This window comes from Pseudomonas sivasensis (genome assembly GCF_021391435.1).
In the GTDB taxonomy this organism is placed as follows: domain Bacteria; phylum Pseudomonadota; class Gammaproteobacteria; order Pseudomonadales; family Pseudomonadaceae; genus Aquipseudomonas; species Aquipseudomonas sivasensis.
Genome location: NZ_CP090029.1, coordinates 5,391,811 through 5,409,710 on the forward strand (window position 1 = coordinate 5,391,811; position 17,900 = coordinate 5,409,710).

Here is a 17,900-nt window from a genome sequence, read left to right on the forward strand (position 1 = left end):
CGCAGATGTTACCCAACCACATCATCACTGGCAAGCCGAATTCAGGCGCAAACTTCAGTTACCAGTTTTGCCAGGTCTTCGGCGTGGCCGCGAACCTGTATTTCATCGTCACCTTCGACCATAACGCGCACCAAAGGCTCTGTGCCGGACTTACGTAGCAATACCCGTCCACGACCAGCCATTGCCAGGGTCGCGCGCTCGCAAGCCTCTTTGACAGCAGGGTGGTCGATCGGGTTTTCTCCACCTGCGAAACGCACGTTAAGCAATACTTGCGGGCATTTGCGCAAAGCCTGACGAGCCTGAGCCAGGCTCTCTTCGCGGCGACGCAAAGCCAATAGCACCTGCAACGCAGCAATAATCGCGTCACCGGTGGTGGTGTGCTGGAAGCACACCACGTGCCCGGAGTTCTCACCACCTACCTGCCAGTTACGCTCCAGCAGCTCGGCGATCACATATCGGTCACCGACATTGGCGCGAACAAAAGGAATACCCAGGTCTGCCAACGCAAGCTCAAGCCCAAGATTGCTCATCAGCGTACCGACGACACCGCCTTGCAGCTTGTTGCGCTCATGCAGGTCGCGGGCAATGATAAACAACAGATCATCGCCATCGACCACGGCACCCGTGTGGTCAACCATCAGCACGCGGTCGCCGTCACCGTCGAAGGCAATACCGAGGTCGGCATGCTCGGCCAGGACAGCAGCTTGCAGCTGCTCCATATGGGTCGAGCCGCAGTTCTCGTTGATGTTCAGTCCGTTGGGCTGAGCCGACAGCACAGTCACGTCTGCGCCCAGCTCCTTAAATACGCTTGGCGCGACTTTGTAGGTCGCACCATGGGCGCAGTCGACGACAACCTTCAGGCCGGCAAAGTTGGTACTGGTTGGCACACTGCTCTTGCAGAACTCGATATAACGACCGGATGCGTCATTGATCCGCGACACCTTGCCCAGCTTGCTGGACTCGACCACGGTCATCGGCGCATCCAACAGCTCTTCGATCATCAACTCAATCTCGTCCGGCAATTTGGTGCCCTGCCCCGAGAAAAACTTGATGCCATTGTCGTCATGAGGGTTGTGCGAGGCGCTGATCACAATACCTGCTTCAGCGTGAAACGTACGCGTCAGGTAAGCGATCGCCGGAGTCGGCATCGGGCCCAGCAACATCACATCAGCACCTGCGGCGGACAAGCCAGCCTCTAGCGCAGACTCAAACATGTACCCGGAAATCCGGGTGTCCTTGCCCACCAGGATGCGGCATGCGCCCATGCTGCGGAACGCCATGCCTGCCGCCCAACCCAGCTTGAGCATGAAATCTGGAGTAATCGGAAACTCGCCGACCCGACCACGGATCCCGTCGGTGCCAAAGTATTTTTTTGTCATAAGTGCTCCATCATTCTTATTCGGCAGATTCTACAGCGGCAATCATGCGCACCACATCCACGGTTTCTGCAACGTCATGCACACGCAAGATGCGTGCGCCTTTGGTCACTGCAAGTGCCGCCAGTGCGAGGCCACCATACAACCGCTCACCCACCGGACGGCTCAATGCCAGCCCTATCATGCTCTTGCGCGATACACCGACCAACAGGGGCCGACCAAGGGCATGCAAGGACTCCATGTGTTTGAACAAACTTAAATTGTGTTGCAGGGTCTTGGCGAAACCAAACCCCGGATCAAGGATGATCCTTTCCGGCGCAATACCTACCGCAGCGCATTGGGCAACGCGTTCTGAGAGAAAACCACTCACCTCACCAACCAGGTCATCATAGTGCGGACTGTCCTGCATATTGCCGGGCTCACCCAGCATATGCATCAAACACACCGGCAAACCGGTAGCCGCAGCTGCATCCAGAGCGCCGTCGCGCTGCAGGGACCGCACATCGTTGATCAAGCCGGCACCTAATCGCGCAGTCTCACGCATCACGGCCGGGGTGGAAGTATCAACCGAAATAATCACATCCAACTCTCGAGCGATGCGCTCGACAATCGGCGCCACGCGCTCCAACTCTTCCAGAGGAGAAACAACGCGAGCACCAGGCCGAGTTGATTCACCACCGACATCAATCAAGGTCGCGCCGGCCGCCACCATGGCTTCTGCGTGACGCAGTGCAGCATCAAGTTGGCTGAAGCGGCCACCATCGGAAAAGGAGTCAGGGGTTACATTAAGAATGCCCATAACATGTGTATGGGCCAAATCAAGAACCCGGTTGCCGCAAGGCAACCGGGGGGAGGACGAAGCAAAAGTCATTTCAAACCTTAGTGGTCAGCTGCCGGGCCACCGATTGGGGTTTCAGGGCGCTCGTTCTGAACCACAGGCGGGGTGCCCGAAGTACCCGAACCACCTTCCCAATCACGAGGCTCACGAGGTGCACGACCGGCCATAATGTCGTCGATCTGGTCTGCATCGATGGTCTCGTACTTCATCAATGCATCAGCCATTGCATCGAGCTTGTCGCGATTATCGGTCAGGATTTGTTTGGCCGTGCCATAGCACTGGTCAATGATACTGCGCACCTCGGAGTCAATCAGCTTGGCTGTCTCACCGGAGAAACTGGCGTTTTGACCACCGCCGCCACGACCCAGGAATACTTCACCTTCTTCCTCGGCGTACATCAAAGGACCGAGCTTTTCCGACAAGCCCCACTTGGTCACCATGTTTCGCGCAATCTGACTGGCGCGCATGATGTCGTTGGAAGCCCCAGTGGTCACGCCGTCGAAGCCCAATGTCATCTCTTCAGCGATTCGACCGCCGTACAGAGAGCAGATCTGACTGATCAACGCACGCTTGGAGAGACTGTAACGATCCTCTTCCGGCAGGAACATGGTGACACCCAAGGCGCGACCACGAGGAATGATCGACACTTTGTAGACTGGATCATGCTCAGGCACGACACGCCCCACAATGGCGTGACCCGCTTCGTGATAAGCAGTGTTCTGCTTCTCTTTTTCGGACATGACCATGGATTTGCGCTCAGCGCCCATCATGATCTTATCTTTCGCCAGTTCGAACTCTTTCATTTCAACAATGCGCTTGCCGGTACGGGCTGCAAACAGCGAAGCCTCGTTCACCAGGTTGGCCAAGTCAGCACCGGAGAAGCCTGGAGTACCACGGGCAATCACAGCCGGAGCTACGTCGTCACCCATTGGGACTTTGCGCATGTGCACTTTCAGAATCTGTTCACGACCACGAATGTCCGGCAGACCAACCACAACCTGACGGTCGAAGCGACCCGGACGAAGCAGTGCAGGGTCAAGCACGTCTGGACGGTTGGTTGCGGCTATCACGATAATGCCGTCATTCATCTCAAAACCATCCATCTCGACCAGCAGCTGGTTGAGAGTCTGCTCACGCTCATCGTGGCCACCACCCATGCCGGCCCCACGATGGCGACCAACGGCGTCGATTTCATCGATAAAGATGATGCATGGCGCGTGCTTCTTGGCCTGTTCAAACATATCGCGAACGCGGCTGGCGCCGACACCAACGAACATTTCAACGAAGTCAGAACCGGAAATCGTGAAGAACGGCACCTTGGCTTCGCCAGCAATCGCCTTGGCCAGCAAGGTTTTACCGGTACCTGGAGGGCCGACCATCAGCACGCCGCGAGGAATACGACCACCAAGGCGCTGAAATTTGCCTGGATCGCGTAAGAACTCCACCAACTCGCCGACTTCTTCCTTCGCCTCATCGCAACCTGCTACGTCAGCCAGGGTGGTCTTCACCTGATCCTCAGAGAGCAGGCGCGCCTTGCTCTTGCCGAAGCTCATCGGCCCGCCCTTGCCCCCCGCACCGCCCTGCATCTGGCGCATGAAGAACATGAACACGGCAATGATCACCAGGATCGGGAAGCTTGCCACCAGGAGTTGAGTCCAAATGCTCTGCTGCTCAGGCTGCTTGCCTTCGACAACCACGTGGTTATCCACCAGGTCACCGATCAGACCGTTGTCCTGGATTGCCGGACGAATGGTCTTGAAGCTATCGCCATCGTTGCGTTTGCCGGTGATCACGTAGCCATCAACCGCTACGCGCTCGACCTTGCCATCCTTAACTTGCTGGATGAAGTCGGAATAGTTGAGGGTCTGCGGCTCGTTAGGACTGGAGAAGTTGTTCATCACCGTCACGAGGACAGCCGCGATGATCAACCACAGGATCAGATTCTTTGCCATATCGTTCAATTAACTACCCTCTGAAGCAAGCTCCGCTACTGGCGCGCGCTTCGCATGATATTCACCGGCCTAACTTACTACATTACCTACAACTCTGGCAGGCGCCGTCTGTAACCCTTTGTGAAACTTTGACTACATAATATTCGTAAAGCTTCGTGACGAAAGCGACATAAAAAAACCTATCGCCCTCCTCGAATAAATCAAAAACGCTCTTCGCTCGCCGCACCTTCAACCCCGCGGAACCCGCGGCACAACAGATATTGCTCGCGAGACCGGTCACGGGAAGAGTCCGGCTTTCGCGTCTGCACCTTGTCGAACAGCTTGCGAATGTTCTTGTGATACTCGTCAAAACCTTCGCCCTGGAAGACTTTCACAAGGAAATCACCGCCCGGACGCAACACCCGGCCCGCCAAATCCAGTGCCAATTCACAGAGGAACATGGCCCGCGGCATATCGACGGCCGGTAATCCACTCATATTGGGGGCCATGTCGGAAATCACAAGGTCTACCTGCGAATTTCCCACGGCCTCCAGAATCTCGGCCAATACCGAGTCCTGGGTGAAGTCGCCGTGCACAAAGGTCACATCCGGGATGCTGTCCATCTCAAGGATGTCGGACGCGATCAATCTTCCCTGGCCACCAATCAGACGACTGGTCACTTGAGACCAGCCACCCGGCGCCGCGCCAAGATCAATCACGCTCATGCCCGGACGAATCAATTTGTCCTTGTCCTGAATCTCCAGGAGCTTGTAACTGGCCCGCGAACGGTAGCCGTCCTTCTGCGCCTTTTTGACGTAAGGATCGTTGAAATGCTCTTGCAGCCACTTAAGGCTAGTTTTGGAACGGGCCACGGGCCACCTCGAAAATAAAACGGGTCGTGATTAACTGGGCGGTCCCGGACTCGCTCGGGTAAACTGGCCGCCGCTTTTTACAAGATCAGACGCAGGGGTCAGATTATGCCGCTCACTCAAGAGCAGAAGAAACAGTACAAATCCATTGGCCACCATCTGAAACCAGTTCTGATTGTGGCAGACAACGGTTTGACTGAGGGTGTGTTAGCCGAACTTGAACGCGCATTGGGCGATCACGAACTGATCAAGATCAAGGTCAACATCCTTGACCGCGAAGCGCGCCTGGCCGCCATTGCAGAACTGTGCAAGGTTGGCAAAGCGGACCTGGTTCAGGTCATCGGCAAGATGGCGCTGCTGTATCGCAAGAACTTCAGCGTCAACAAGCAACTGTCGAACGTTCATCGCTTCAAATGACACAAGGGTCACGGGCGTGCTTTGCGCGCCCTGCCACTCCATCCTGGCGCGGGCTGTACTACCAACACCAAGCCGGAGAACCCTAGCACAAGATAGCTGAATAGCTGCCAGCGCAACGCTTCCGGCAGCCACACATGCACGATGCAATACATTGCACACGCATACAGCGCCATCAACAGCAGTTGGCCGCGAATATCCCGCCACAAACTCACAAACCCCTCAGCCTTGACCAGCACCAATGCCTGAAGGGTCACGCACGCCGCTGCAAAACCCACCAGCAACGCACTCAGTAATCCATCGATCTCATCGATCAACAGCGGAGCCAGGCCAATAAGGCCCAGCACCGGGAGTACACCAATGTGCAGCAACCACAGGCCACCCACCCAAAGCATCTGGGAGAGCTGCCAAAGCATGGCGCCCGCACGAAGCGGGCGCCGCCTTTCAGACGTGACGAACTTCAACAATCTCGTACTCGATCACGCCACCAGGTGTTTTTACAGCGACCACATCACCCTCTTCCTTGGCAATCAAGGCGCGGGCCAGCGGCGAACCGACAGAGATCTTGCCGAGTTTGAAATCAGCTTCGTCTTCGCCAACGATGTGATAGACCACGCTTTCGTCCGTCTCGACGTTAGCGATTTCCACGGTCGTGCCGAAAATCACCTTGCCGGTTTTCGGAATGGTCGTGACATCGATGATGACCGCATTCTGCATGCGCCCTTCGATGTCACGGATCCGCGCCTCGACCATACCTTGCTGCTCGCGAGCAGCGTGGTATTCAGCGTTTTCCTTCAAGTCACCCAGCTCGCGGGCCGTACCGATGTCCTGGCTCAACTTAGGACGTACGACCTTGGTCAGATGGGCGTGCTCCTCTTCCAGGGCCTTTGCGCCCTGGACGGTCATTGGGTATTTGATCATGCCTTCAATCCTGCGTGTAGATCCTGCAAGCGGCGCACGGTCTTTTCCGGACCGAACTTGAGCGCTTCACAGATAGCTTCGCCAGCAGCAATGGTGGTGGTGCAGTAGATCTTGTGCTGCAAGGCATTACGGCGAATAGAGTAGGAATCCGCGATCGACTGACGACCTTCGGTGGTGTTGATGATCAGAGTAACTTCGTCATTCTTGATCATGTCGACCACGTGCGGACGGCCTTCCGTCACCTTGTTTACGCGTCGCACCTTCAGGCCTGCCGCTTCGATCAGCTTGGCGGTACCTGCTGTGGCAACTACTTCAAAGCCCAAGCTGATCAGATCACGGGCAACGCCCGCAACCAGTGGTTTGTCGTCATCACGCACACTGATAAACGCAGTTCCGCCGGTCGGTAGCACTTCACTGGCGCCCATCTGAGCTTTGGCAAATGCTTCACCGAAGGTATCGCCCACGCCCATCACTTCACCGGTGGACTTCATCTCTGGGCCCAGGATTGGGTCCACACCAGGGAATTTGGCGAATGGGAACACCGCCTCTTTCACGCTATAGAAGTTCGGAATGATTTCCTTGGTGAAGCCGATTTCCTTCAGGGTCTTACCAGCCATCACACGGGCAGCGATCATGGCCAGGGACACACCGATGCACTTGGATACAAACGGTACGGTACGCGAAGCACGTGGGTTAACCTCAATGACGTAGATGTCTTCGCCTTGCAGCGCCAACTGAACGTTCATCAGGCCGACAACACCCAACTCAAGGGCCATTTTCTTGACCTGCTCGCGCATCTCATCTTGGATGTGCAGCGGCAACGAATATGGCGGCAGCGAGCATGCGGAGTCACCGGAGTGAACGCCTGCCTGCTCGATGTGCTGCATGATCGCGCCGATCACCACGTCGGTGCCGTCACAAACCGCATCCACGTCCATTTCGATGGCGCAGTTGAGGAAGTGGTCCAGCAGCACCGGGCTGTCATTGGACACTTTCACCGCATCACGCAAGTAACGCTTGAGCTCGTCCTCTTCGTAGACGATTTCCATCGCCCGACCGCCCAACACATAGGAAGGACGCACCACCAACGGATAGCCGATCTTGCTGGCTGCACGGATGGCTTCATCTTCGCTGCGCACGGTAGCGTTTGGCGGCTGACGCAGGTTAAGGCGCTCAACCATTTGCTGGAAGCGTTCACGGTCTTCAGCGCGGTCGATAGCGTCCGGGCTGGTACCGATAATCGGCACTCCAGCAGCCTCAAGCGCACGCGCCAGTTTAAGCGGGGTTTGGCCGCCATACTGCACGATCACGCCTTTCGGCTTCTCAACGCGCACGATTTCCAGCACGTCTTCCAGTGTCACTGGCTCGAAGTACAGCCGATCAGAGGTGTCGTAGTCGGTGGAAACAGTTTCCGGGTTGCAGTTGACCATGATGGTCTCGTACCCGTCGGCGCGCAGAGCGAGCGCAGCGTGCACACAGCAGTAGTCGAACTCGATGCCTTGGCCGATACGGTTAGGACCGCCGCCCAGGATCATGATCTTGTCACGACCCGACGGCGCAGCCTCGCACTCTTCCTCGTAGGTGGAGTAAAGGTACGCGGTATCGGTGGAGAACTCGGCCGCACAGGTATCAACGCGCTTGTAGACCGGGAAGATGTCCAACTTATGGCGATGCGTGCGCAGGTTCTTCTCGGTCACACCCAGCAGTTTGGCCAGGCGCTGATCGGAGAAGCCTTTGCGCTTGAGGCGGAACATCATGTCGCGGTCGATGCTAGCCAGCCCCAGGGTCTTGACCTTCTCTTCTTCCTTGATCAGATCTTCGATCTGTACCAAGAACCATGGGTCGATCATGTTCATGCCGAAGATGTCTTCGACAGTCATACCGGCACGGAAGGCGTCAGCGACGTACCAGATACGCTCGGCGCCCGGCACAGTCAGCTCACGCTTGAGCACGCTCATGCTTTCCGGGTTGCTCAGGTCGAGCTTCTCGTCGAGGCCGCAAACCCCCACTTCCAGACCACGCAGAGCTTTCTGCAAGGACTCCTGGAACGTACGGCCGATGGCCATAACTTCGCCGACCGACTTCATCTGAGTGGTCAGACGCGCGTCAGCCTTGGCGAATTTCTCAAAGGCAAAACGTGGAAGCTTGGTCACTACGTAGTCGATGGACGGCTCGAAGGACGCAGGGGTCTTGCCGCCGGTGATGTCGTTCGACAACTCGTCCAGGGTGTAACCCACAGCCAGCTTGGCCGCGACCTTCGCAATCGGGAAGCCGGTAGCTTTAGAGGCAAGGGCCGACGAACGGGAAACACGCGGGTTCATCTCGATCACGACCATACGACCGGTGTCCGGGCAGATGCCGAACTGGACGTTGGAACCGCCGGTTTCCACACCGATCTCACGCAATACCGCCAGGGAGGCATTACGCAGGATCTGATATTCCTTGTCCGTCAGGGTTTGTGCAGGAGCAACAGTGATCGAGTCACCGGTGTGCACGCCCATCGGATCGAAGTTTTCGATGGAGCAGACGATGATGCAGTTGTCCTTCTTATCGCGGACAACCTCCATCTCATATTCTTTCCAGCCGATCAGGGACTCGTCGATCAGTAGCTCTTTGGTCGGAGACAGGTCCAGACCACGGGCGCAGATTTCTTCGAACTCTTCACGGTTGTAGGCGATGCCACCACCGGTGCCGCCCATGGTAAAGGACGGACGAATGATGCACGGGAAACCGAGGGTTTCCAGAACCGCATAGGCCTCTTCCATACTGTGGGCGATGCCGGAACGCGGGCACGCCAGGCCGATGGATTTCATGGCCTTGTCGAAACGCGAACGGTCTTCAGCCTTGTCGATGGTGTCGGCATTGGCGCCGATCATCTCTACGCCGAATTTTTCCAGGACGCCTTCGCGCTCCAGGTCCAGGGCACAGTTCAGAGCGGTCTGGCCACCCATGGTTGGCAACAGGGCGTCCGGACGCTCCTTCTCGATGATCTTGGCAACAGTTTGCCATTTGATCGGCTCGATGTAGGTGGCGTCAGCCATGTCCGGGTCGGTCATGATCGTGGCCGGGTTGGAGTTCACCAGGATGACGCGGTAGCCCTCTTCGCGCAGGGCCTTGCAAGCCTGGGCGCCGGAGTAGTCGAATTCGCAAGCCTGGCCGATTACGATCGGGCCAGCGCCGAGAATCAGGATGCTTTTTATGTCTGTACGTTTTGGCATGGGTTTGTCACTCAAATCCGCAGGTCAATCGGCAAGCCGTCTTGAACAATCTTTGAAGAACCTGCGGGGGCCACCGGGTTTCGGGGCCGCCCGCAGGCCGCTCAGTCAGCGTCGCTTGGCCATCTCATTAATGAAACGGTCGAACAGCGGCGCTACGTCGTTCGGGCCCGGGCTGGCTTCAGGGTGGCCCTGGAAGCTGAACGCGCTTTTGTCGGTGCGTTCGATGCCTTGAAGGGAACCGTCGAACAGCGACTTGTGAATTGCCCGGACGTTGCCCGGCAAGGTCGCTTCATCCACCGCAAACCCGTGGTTCTGACTGGTGATCATCACAACGCCTGTATCCAAGTCCTGCACAGGGTGGTTGGCACCGTGATGGCCATGACCCATTTTCAGAGTCTTGGCACCGGAGGCCAACGCCAACAGCTGGTGGCCCAGGCAGATACCGAATACCGGAATCTCGGTTTCCAGCACTTCCTTGATGGCCTGGATGGCATAGTCGCAAGGCTCCGGGTCACCCGGGCCGTTGGACAGGAACACACCGTCCGGTTGCAGGGCCAGAACATCGCTGGCCGGGGTTTGCGCAGGAACAACGGTCACGCGGCAACCGCGCTCAACCAGCATGCGCAGGATGTTGTATTTAACGCCGTAGTCGTAAGCGACCACGTGATAAGGCAGGTCAGCCGCGTCGATGGTCTCGTGGCTATCGGTCTTCAAGTCCCAGACCGTAGAGCGCCACTCGTACTGTTCCTTGGTGCTGACGACTTTCGCCAGGTCCATGCCTTTCAGGCCTGGGAAGCCTTGCGCCGCGGCAATCGCCGCTTCTTCGGAAATATTGTCACCGACCATGATGCAGCCATTCTGCGAGCCTTTTTCACGCAGGATGCGTGTGAGGCGACGCGTATCGATACCGGCGATCGCCACAACGTTATTGGCTTTCAGGTAATCCGACAGCGACATCGTGTTACGCCAGTTGCTCGCAACCAATGGCAGGTCACGAATGACCAGGCCGGCCGACCATACACGATCAGACTCGACGTCTTCCGGTGTGGTACCGGTATTGCCGATGTGCGGATAGGTCAGGGTAACGATTTGCTGGGCGTAGGAAGGATCGGTAAGGATTTCCTGATAGCCGGTCATGGCGGTGTTAAACACCACCTCTCCAACGGTTTGACCGTCGGCTCCAATGGCTTCGCCGCGAAAAATGCTGCCATCAGCAAGGGCGAGTATGGCTGGCTTAGTCAAGAAGACCTCCCGTAAATAAAGCCTGAAAGGGCGATCGCAGGTTGTAAAAAAGCGGAGTGACGTATGGACACGTCACCCCGCTTCTTCACTGAATTATTCTGCGCGCTTTTAGTGGACACACTAAAGCTGTAGCTTACAGAAAAAGGCTTTTTTGGTCCACCGCTAATGAGCCTTAAAGGCAGGAGAATGCGACAGGACGTCGCTTAGCGGGTAAAAACGGGGCCTTAGGATAATCCTGAGACCCCGTTTTAGCTACTGATTAGTGAAGATCCAGTACATCGCGCATGTCGTACAGGCCTGCTTCACGACCTTCCAACCAAAGCGCAGCACGCACCGCCCCCTTGGCGAATGTCATGCGACTGGAAGCCTTGTGTGTGATTTCCAGGCGCTCGCCCTCGGTGGCGAACAGCACGGTGTGGTCACCCACAACATCACCACCGCGAACGGTCGCAAAGCCAATGGTGTCACGCGCTCGCGCACCGGTATGGCCTTCACGACCGTAAACGGCCACTTTAGACAGGTCACGCCCAAGCGCATCAGCAATAGCTTCGCCCATGCGTAGCGCTGTACCCGACGGCGCATCGATCTTGTGACGGTGATGCGTTTCGATAATCTCGATATCCGCCTCATCACCCAGCACGCGCGCCGCCATATCCAGCAACTTGAGCGACAGGTTCACGCCAACACTGAAGTTGGCAGCGAAGACGACAGGAATATCCTTGCCCGCCTCCACCAACAACTGCTTCTGCTCGGCAGTCAAACCCGTGGTACCGATCACCATCGCCTTGCCCGCCTTACGGCAGAATGCGAGATTTTTCAGCATCACTTCCGGCAGCGTGAAATCGATCAGCACGTCGAATTCGTCAGCCACCTGCTCCAGGTTGCCGGACAACGACACACCGATACGCCCCAGCGAAGCCAACTCACCCGCATCCGCACCAATCAACGTGCTGCCAGGGCGAACAATCGCCGCAGTCAGCCCAGAGGCCGGCGAACGCTGCTGCACTGCTTCGACCAGCGTCTTGCCCATGCGCCCGGCAGCGCCCATTACGGCTATACGTCGCATACTCACTTCCTTACAGGTCGCCGAAGAAGCGCTTCACGCCTTCGAAGAAGCCAGTGGTTTTCGGCGAATGGGTGTCATCGCCCTCCAACGAACTGCGGAACTCTTCAAGCAGTTCACGCTGACGGCGCCCCAGATTGACGGGAGTTTCCACCGCCACACGACACATCAGGTCGCCAGCACCGCCACCGCGCACCGGCGCTACGCCCTTGCCACGGATGCGGAACTGTTTACCGGTCTGCGTCCCCTCAGGAATCTTGAGCTTGACTCGACCATCAAGGGTCGGAATCTCCAACTCGCCACCCAAGGCTGCATCGACAAAGCTGATCGGCACCTCGCAGAACAGGTGCTTACCATCGCGCTGGAAGATCGAGTGCTCGCGCACATTGATCACCACGTACAAGTCACCCGTTGGTCCACCCTGGGTCCCGGCCTCACCCTCGCCAGAAAGGCGAATACGATCACCAGTATCAACACCAGCCGGCACTTTCACCGAGAGGGTCTTGTACTCTTCGACGCGCCCCTCACCGTGGCACGAATCACACGGATCGGAAATGATCTTGCCTTGGCCATGGCAGCGCGGGCAGGTCTGCTGCACCGAGAAGAAGCCCTGCTGCATACGAACCTGGCCGATACCTCCGCAGGTTGGGCAGGTAATCGGCGAAGAGCCTTTCTTAGCCCCCGAACCATCGCACGGCTTGCAGTTAACCAATGTCGGTACGCGAATATTGACGCTGGTCCCGCGCACGGCCTCTTCCAGGTTCAGTTCCAGGGTGTAACGCAAGTCGCTACCACGCTGGGCGCCACCACGCTGACCACCCCGGCCACCGCCAAAGAAGTCACTGAATACGTCACCGAAAATATCGGAGAAGTTCTGACCACCAAAACCAGCACCGCCACCACCCATACTTGGGTCGACACCCGCATGACCATACTGGTCGTAGGCTGCACGCTTGTTGGGATCAGACAGACATTCGTAGGCCTCATTGGCCTCTTTGAACATTTCTTCGGATTCTTTGCTATCCGGATTACGGTCCGGGTGGTGCTTCATCGCCAAGCGACGGTAAGCCTTTTTCAGGTCCGCCTCGCTGGAGCCGCGCTCCACACCCAATACTTCGTAATAGTCACGCTTTGCCATAAGTCTTTGCACTCTTAAGGACGTTCAGCCAGACCCTCCTGAGCCCGACTAAACTCGTTGAGCCCCAATACAGGCCCGGACCCAACTCACGTCAATTCAACGATCCTGGTCATTACTACTTTTTAGCCAGGGACCCGGCCAAAAACGCGGTATTTATTGATCGGAAAGCAGGAGCATTCCCGATCACACCGCCAGCATCCGAGCGTTGTCGCATGCTGTAAAAATTCACATACCCCAGACACGCCAACGCGGGAGCAAGCTCCCGCGCGGCGACATCCTACCAGTCACCGCTTGATAGCGGTCAACCGGGCGACCAACTTACTTGGTCTCTTTAACTTCTTCGAACTCAGCATCGACAACGTCGTCGTGCTTGGCTTCAGGCTCTGCCTGTTGCGCAGCAGCGTCAGCGGGCTGACCTTGTTCGGCGTACATCTTCTGAGCAACTGGCGCGGAGACTTTCGACAGCTCCTCAACCTTGGCATCGATAGCAGCCTTGTCGTCACCTTTTACAGCGGCTTCCAGCGCAACCACAGCGGCTTCAATTGCGGCCTTCTCTTCAGCGGTCACTTTCTCGCCAGCATCAGCGATCATTTTGCGCGTCGAGTGAACCAGTGCGTCACCCTGGTTACGAGCACCAGCCAGTTCTGCGAACTTGGCATCCGCATCAGCATTGGCTTCAGCATCACGAATCATCTGTTGAATTTCTTCATCAGACAGACCGGAGTTGGCCTTGATGGTGATCTTCTGCTCTTTACCGGTAGCCTTGTCTTTCGCGCCGACGTGCAGAATGCCATTGGCGTCGATGTCGAAGGTCACTTCAATTTGTGGCACGCCACGTGGTGCTGGTGGAATCTCAGCCAGATCGAACTTGCCCAAGGACTTGTTCTGAGCAGCCTGTTTACGCTCACCCTGCAGCACGTGAATGGTCACAGCACCCTGGTTGTCATCGGCAGTCGAGAACACTTGGGATTTCTTGGTAGGAATCGTAGTGTTTTTTTCGATCAGCGCAGTCATCACGCCACCCATGGTTTCGATACCGAGGGTCAGCGGGCTTACGTCCAGCAGCAACACGTCTTTCACGTCACCGGCCAATACCGCGCCCTGGATGGCAGCACCCATGGCAACCGCTTCGTCCGGGTTTACGTCTTTACGTGCTTCTTTGCCGAAGAACTCGGTAACCAACTTCTGAACCAGTGGCATACGGGTCTGACCGCCCACCAGGATTACATCGTTGATAGCACCAACGTCGATACCGGAGTCCTTCAGAGCGATGCGGCAAGGCTCGATAGTGCGCTGAACCAGGTCTTCAACCAGCGCTTCCAACTTGGCGCGAGAGATCTTCACGTTCAAGTGCTTAGGACCGGTAGCGTCTGCCGTGATGTACGGCAGGTTAACGTCGGTCGACTGAGCGGAAGACAGCTCAATCTTGGCTTTTTCAGCGGCCTCTTTCAGGCGCTGCATCGCCAGCGGGTCACCTTTGAGGTTCATGCCACTTTCTTTCTTGAATTCGTCAACGAGGTAGTCGATCAGACGAATGTCAAAGTCCTCACCACCCAGGAAGGTGTCGCCGTTAGTAGCCAACACTTCGAACTGGTGTTCGCCATCCACTTCAGCAATTTCGATTACGGAGACGTCAAAGGTACCGCCACCCAGATCATAAACGATCACAGTGTGGTCGCCTTTGGCCTTGTCCATACCGTAAGCCAGAGCAGCTGCGGTTGGTTCGTTGATGATACGTTTTACGTCCAGACCCGCGATGCGGCCGGCGTCTTTGGTCGCCTGGCGCTGGCTGTCGTTGAAGTAGGCCGGAACGGTGATCACCGCTTCAGTCACTGTCTCACCCAGGTAGTCTTCGGCAGTCTTCTTCATCTTTTTCAAGATTTCAGCCGAGATCTGTGGCGGCGACATTTTCTGGCCGTTTACTTCAACCCAAGCGTCACCGTTGTCAGCCTTGGCGATTTTGTACGGAACCATCTTGATGTCTTTCTGTACGACTTCTTCGTCGAACTTACGACCGATCAGACGCTTTACCGCGTACAGCGTGTTATGCGGGTTAGTCACTGCCTGACGCTTGGCCGACTGACCAACCAGGATTTCACCGTCGTTGGCGTAAGCAATGATCGACGGCGTGGTACGCGCGCCTTCGGCGTTTTCGATTACTTTTGCTACGCCGTTTTCCAGCACAGAGACGCAGGAGTTGGTGGTCCCCAGGTCAATACCGATAATTTTGCCCATGATTTACTCTCCCGAAACTTGAATTTGGTTGCCGCAGCAGTGGTGGCTAACTGCGGTAGCACTTAAACGCTTGACTTATAGATGGGGGCCTTGCGGCGGATTTCAAGCCTGCTCATCAATAGAAGGTGCAACCGGTGCAGGAGCCTTGCTCACCACTACCATTGCCGGACGCAGCAGACGGCCGTTGAGCTGATAACCCTTCTGGAACACTTTCAACACACTATTAGGTTCCAGATCATGGCTTTCCTGCATGGCCATAGCCTGGTGATGCTCAGCATTGAACGGTTCGCCGCCTTGCGGATCGATGGCTTCAAGCTGATAACGCTTCAGAGTGTCCTGAAACATTTTCAAGGTCAGCTCAATACCTTCGCGCATCGGGCGGATGTTTTCGTCATCCGGATTAGACAATTCAAGACCACGCTCCAGGCTGTCGATGATCGGCAGCAAGTCATTGGCGAATTTTTCCAGCGCGAATTTGTGAGCCTTTTCTACATCCTGCTCGGCACGGCGGCGGACGTTCTGCAGATCGGCGGCAACACGCAACGACTGATCCTGCGCAGCGGCCAACTGCTCTTCGAGCACTTGCACACGAGTTGCCAGTTCATCACCGGCAGCCGAATTGGCGTCTGGAGTTTGCGTATCCTGCGTCTGTTCGTCAGCCATAGATTTCTCCTTTCAAAATCATGCGCGAACTCAACTCGCGCTTCTGTTCCGGTATATGGGGCCACAATTTCCAGGTTCAAGGGCGCAGGCGTTACCAAAAGTCTTTCGCCTGCCACAGATCAATTCCCGCACCACCATTCTTCTTTGCGCTAAAAAACCTGCTCGACCGAGCAAATCGAGCTAAGCATCAGGATTGTCAGCCCCAAACAAAACACTGTATAAATAACCAGACCTAAAGCCTGGGAGCGGCCTTCATGCTCGTGCACCTGTCCGTACATAACTACGCCATCGTTGAACATCTGGATCTCGAACTGGATCGCGGGATGAGCGTAATCACAGGCGAAACCGGCGCCGGCAAGTCGATCATGCTCGACGCATTGGGCCTGACCCTGGGCGACCGAGCCGATAGTGGCGTAGTGCGCCCAGGGGCTGACAAGGCCGACATCCTGGCCACCTTCGACCTCGCCGATATCCCCGAAGCCGAAGTCTGGCTAGCCGAGCGCGACCTCAATAATGACGGCCCATGTATCCTGCGCCGCGTCATCACTGCCGAAGGACGCTCGCGCGGCTATATCAATGGAACGCCCTGCCCCCTCGGCGACCTGAAAGCCCTGGGTGAACTGCTGATAGACATTCATAGCCAGCATGAGCACCAGTCCCTGCTCAAAACCGATACCCACCGCCGCCTGCTCGACGAATACGCCGGCGCCACCGACCTTGCCCGGCAAGTACAACTGGCTGCCCAGCGCTGGCGCCAGACTCGCCAGGAGCTGGAACGACTGTCCAACTCCGGCGACGAGCAGCGCGCTCGCCACCAACTGCTCAGCTATCAACTTGAAGAACTGGAAAGCCTGGGTCTTGGAGAAACGGAGCTGGAACAACTGGAGCAGGAACACAAGAACCTCACCAACGCCGAAACCCTGCTGGGTATCTGCCGCCAAGTGGTTGAGCAGTGCAGCGAGAGCGACTCCGGCAACGTGCTCAATGCGCTCACGGCGAGCCTAAACAGATTGTCCAGCGTTAACAGCGCTTCGGGCTCATTGAGTGAAGCCACAACCCTACTGACCAGTGCACAAATCCAAGTAGAAGAAGCCGTGGGCGAACTCAACCGCTTCCTGGATCATTTCGACGCCGACCCGGCGCGCCTGCAGGAAATAGAAGAGCGTCTTGACACCATCTACACCCTGGCGCGCAAACATCGAATCCAACCCACTGAAGTAGCAACCATGCAGCAAAAGCTGCTGGATGAAATCGAGACGCTGAACGCGAATGACGAATCCATCGAGCGACTAGGCGAAGAGCTCGGCTCTTTTGCCCGCCATTACCAGGAAAAGGCCCGCGAACTGAGCGAGCTGCGCCAACAGGCCGCCAGCAGTCTGGCAGATGCCGTTGAGCAGGAAATCCAGCGCCTGGGCATGCCGGGCGGGCGCTTCACTATTGAATTGCGCGCCAACACCACTACTGAGTTACAGCCACACGGCCTGGAGCAGGTTGAGCTATTGGTCAGCGCCAACCCAGGACAACCGCTCAAGGCACTTGCAAAGGTCGCGTCCGGTGGCGAGCTGTCGCGTATCAGCCTGGCGATCCAAGTGATTACTGCGCAAACATCCCGGGTGCCGACGCTGGTGTTCGATGAAGTCGACGTAGGCATCGGCGGCCCTACCGCGGAGATTGTTGGCCAGTTGCTGCGTCGCCTGGGAGATCGAGGGCAGGTACTGACGGTCACTCACTTGCCACAAGTAGCAGCCCAGGGGCATCAACACTTATTTGTGCACAAGGTAAGAGGAAGCGATGCGACACACACGGCAGTATCTAAGCTGAGCAAGTCGGAACGCGTTGAAGAAGTGGCCCGAATGCTCGGGGGTATCGACCTGACTAAAGAGTCTTTAGCACACGCTAAGAAGATGGTCGTAACCACCAAGGCCTGACCAAGACTTTTCCTTATGTAGAAAGCACGAAGGCGACCCTAGGGTCGCCTTCAATCGTTTTGCA

General features: G+C 56.7%; 14 protein-coding genes. 2 read left to right on the top strand and 12 right to left on the bottom strand.

The window, feature by feature from the left end; all coding sequences use genetic code 11:
- Positions 1-41 precede the first annotated feature (41 nt).
- The 4 genes from glmM to rlmE form a co-directional block, all read right to left on the bottom strand.
- A complete protein-coding gene (gene glmM / locus LRO94_RS24435) occupies positions 42-1,379 on the bottom strand; it encodes a phosphoglucosamine mutase (RefSeq protein WP_032884717.1) in 1,338 nt (445 codons plus the stop codon).
- A gap of 16 nt (positions 1,380-1,395) precedes the next feature.
- Positions 1,396-2,247 (bottom strand): dihydropteroate synthase, encoded by an 852-nt coding sequence (gene folP, locus LRO94_RS24440; RefSeq protein ID WP_032884716.1) that lies wholly within the window; start codon positions 2,245-2,247, stop codon positions 1,396-1,398.
- Between the two features lie 8 nt (positions 2,248-2,255).
- Complete coding sequence (gene ftsH / locus LRO94_RS24445; protein ID WP_027605365.1) at positions 2,256-4,166, bottom strand: ATP-dependent zinc metalloprotease FtsH; 1,911 nt, start codon at positions 4,164-4,166, stop codon at positions 2,256-2,258.
- Between the two features lie 200 nt (positions 4,167-4,366).
- Positions 4,367-5,017 (bottom strand): 23S rRNA (uridine(2552)-2'-O)-methyltransferase RlmE, encoded by a 651-nt coding sequence (gene rlmE, locus LRO94_RS24450; protein WP_003235041.1) that lies wholly within the window; start codon positions 5,015-5,017, stop codon positions 4,367-4,369.
- Between the two features lie 105 nt (positions 5,018-5,122).
- On the opposite strand from rlmE, the gene LRO94_RS24455 reads away from it, so the two are divergent.
- Positions 5,123-5,431, top strand: a complete 309-nt coding sequence (locus LRO94_RS24455) for a YhbY family RNA-binding protein (protein WP_017139256.1) — start codon at positions 5,123-5,125, stop codon at positions 5,429-5,431.
- 8 nt (positions 5,432-5,439) lie between these two features.
- Here LRO94_RS24455 and LRO94_RS24460 read toward each other — a convergent pair whose 3' ends face one another.
- The 8 genes from LRO94_RS24460 to grpE all read right to left on the bottom strand — a co-directional run bounded on the left by LRO94_RS24460 (position 5,440) and on the right by grpE (position 15,908).
- Positions 5,440-5,844 (bottom strand): hypothetical protein, encoded by a 405-nt coding sequence (locus LRO94_RS24460; RefSeq protein WP_032884715.1) that lies wholly within the window; start codon positions 5,842-5,844, stop codon positions 5,440-5,442.
- Positions 5,845-5,872: 28 nt separating this feature from the next.
- Positions 5,873-6,349 (bottom strand): transcription elongation factor GreA, encoded by a 477-nt coding sequence (gene greA, locus LRO94_RS24465; protein WP_032884714.1) that lies wholly within the window; start codon positions 6,347-6,349, stop codon positions 5,873-5,875.
- A complete protein-coding gene (carB, locus tag LRO94_RS24470; protein ID WP_032884713.1) occupies positions 6,346-9,567 on the bottom strand; it encodes a carbamoyl-phosphate synthase large subunit in 3,222 nt (1,073 codons plus the stop codon). Before carB ends, greA begins: the two co-directional genes overlap by 4 nt.
- 105 nt (positions 9,568-9,672) lie before the next feature.
- A complete protein-coding gene (carA, locus tag LRO94_RS24475) occupies positions 9,673-10,809 on the bottom strand; it encodes a glutamine-hydrolyzing carbamoyl-phosphate synthase small subunit (RefSeq protein WP_032884712.1) in 1,137 nt (378 codons plus the stop codon).
- Between the two features lie 259 nt (positions 10,810-11,068).
- Complete coding sequence (gene dapB, locus LRO94_RS24480) at positions 11,069-11,875, bottom strand: 4-hydroxy-tetrahydrodipicolinate reductase (RefSeq protein ID WP_032884711.1); 807 nt, start codon at positions 11,873-11,875, stop codon at positions 11,069-11,071.
- Positions 11,876-11,885: 10 nt separating this feature from the next.
- Positions 11,886-13,010, bottom strand: a complete 1,125-nt coding sequence (dnaJ, locus tag LRO94_RS24485; RefSeq protein ID WP_032884710.1) for a molecular chaperone DnaJ — start codon at positions 13,008-13,010, stop codon at positions 11,886-11,888.
- A 318-nt stretch (positions 13,011-13,328) separates the two neighbouring features.
- Positions 13,329-15,245: a molecular chaperone DnaK gene (dnaK, locus tag LRO94_RS24490; RefSeq protein WP_032884708.1), complete on the bottom strand. Its 1,917-nt coding sequence runs from the start codon at positions 15,243-15,245 to the stop codon at positions 13,329-13,331.
- 102 nt (positions 15,246-15,347) lie between these two features.
- Complete coding sequence (gene grpE / locus LRO94_RS24495) at positions 15,348-15,908, bottom strand: nucleotide exchange factor GrpE (protein WP_017139264.1); 561 nt, start codon at positions 15,906-15,908, stop codon at positions 15,348-15,350.
- A 254-nt stretch (positions 15,909-16,162) separates the two neighbouring features.
- Between grpE and recN the strand changes: the two genes are divergently transcribed.
- On the top strand, positions 16,163-17,836 hold the full coding sequence (gene recN, locus LRO94_RS24500) for a DNA repair protein RecN (protein ID WP_032884707.1): 1,674 nt from the start codon (positions 16,163-16,165) through the stop codon (positions 17,834-17,836).
- Positions 17,837-17,900: the final 64 nt, after the last annotated feature.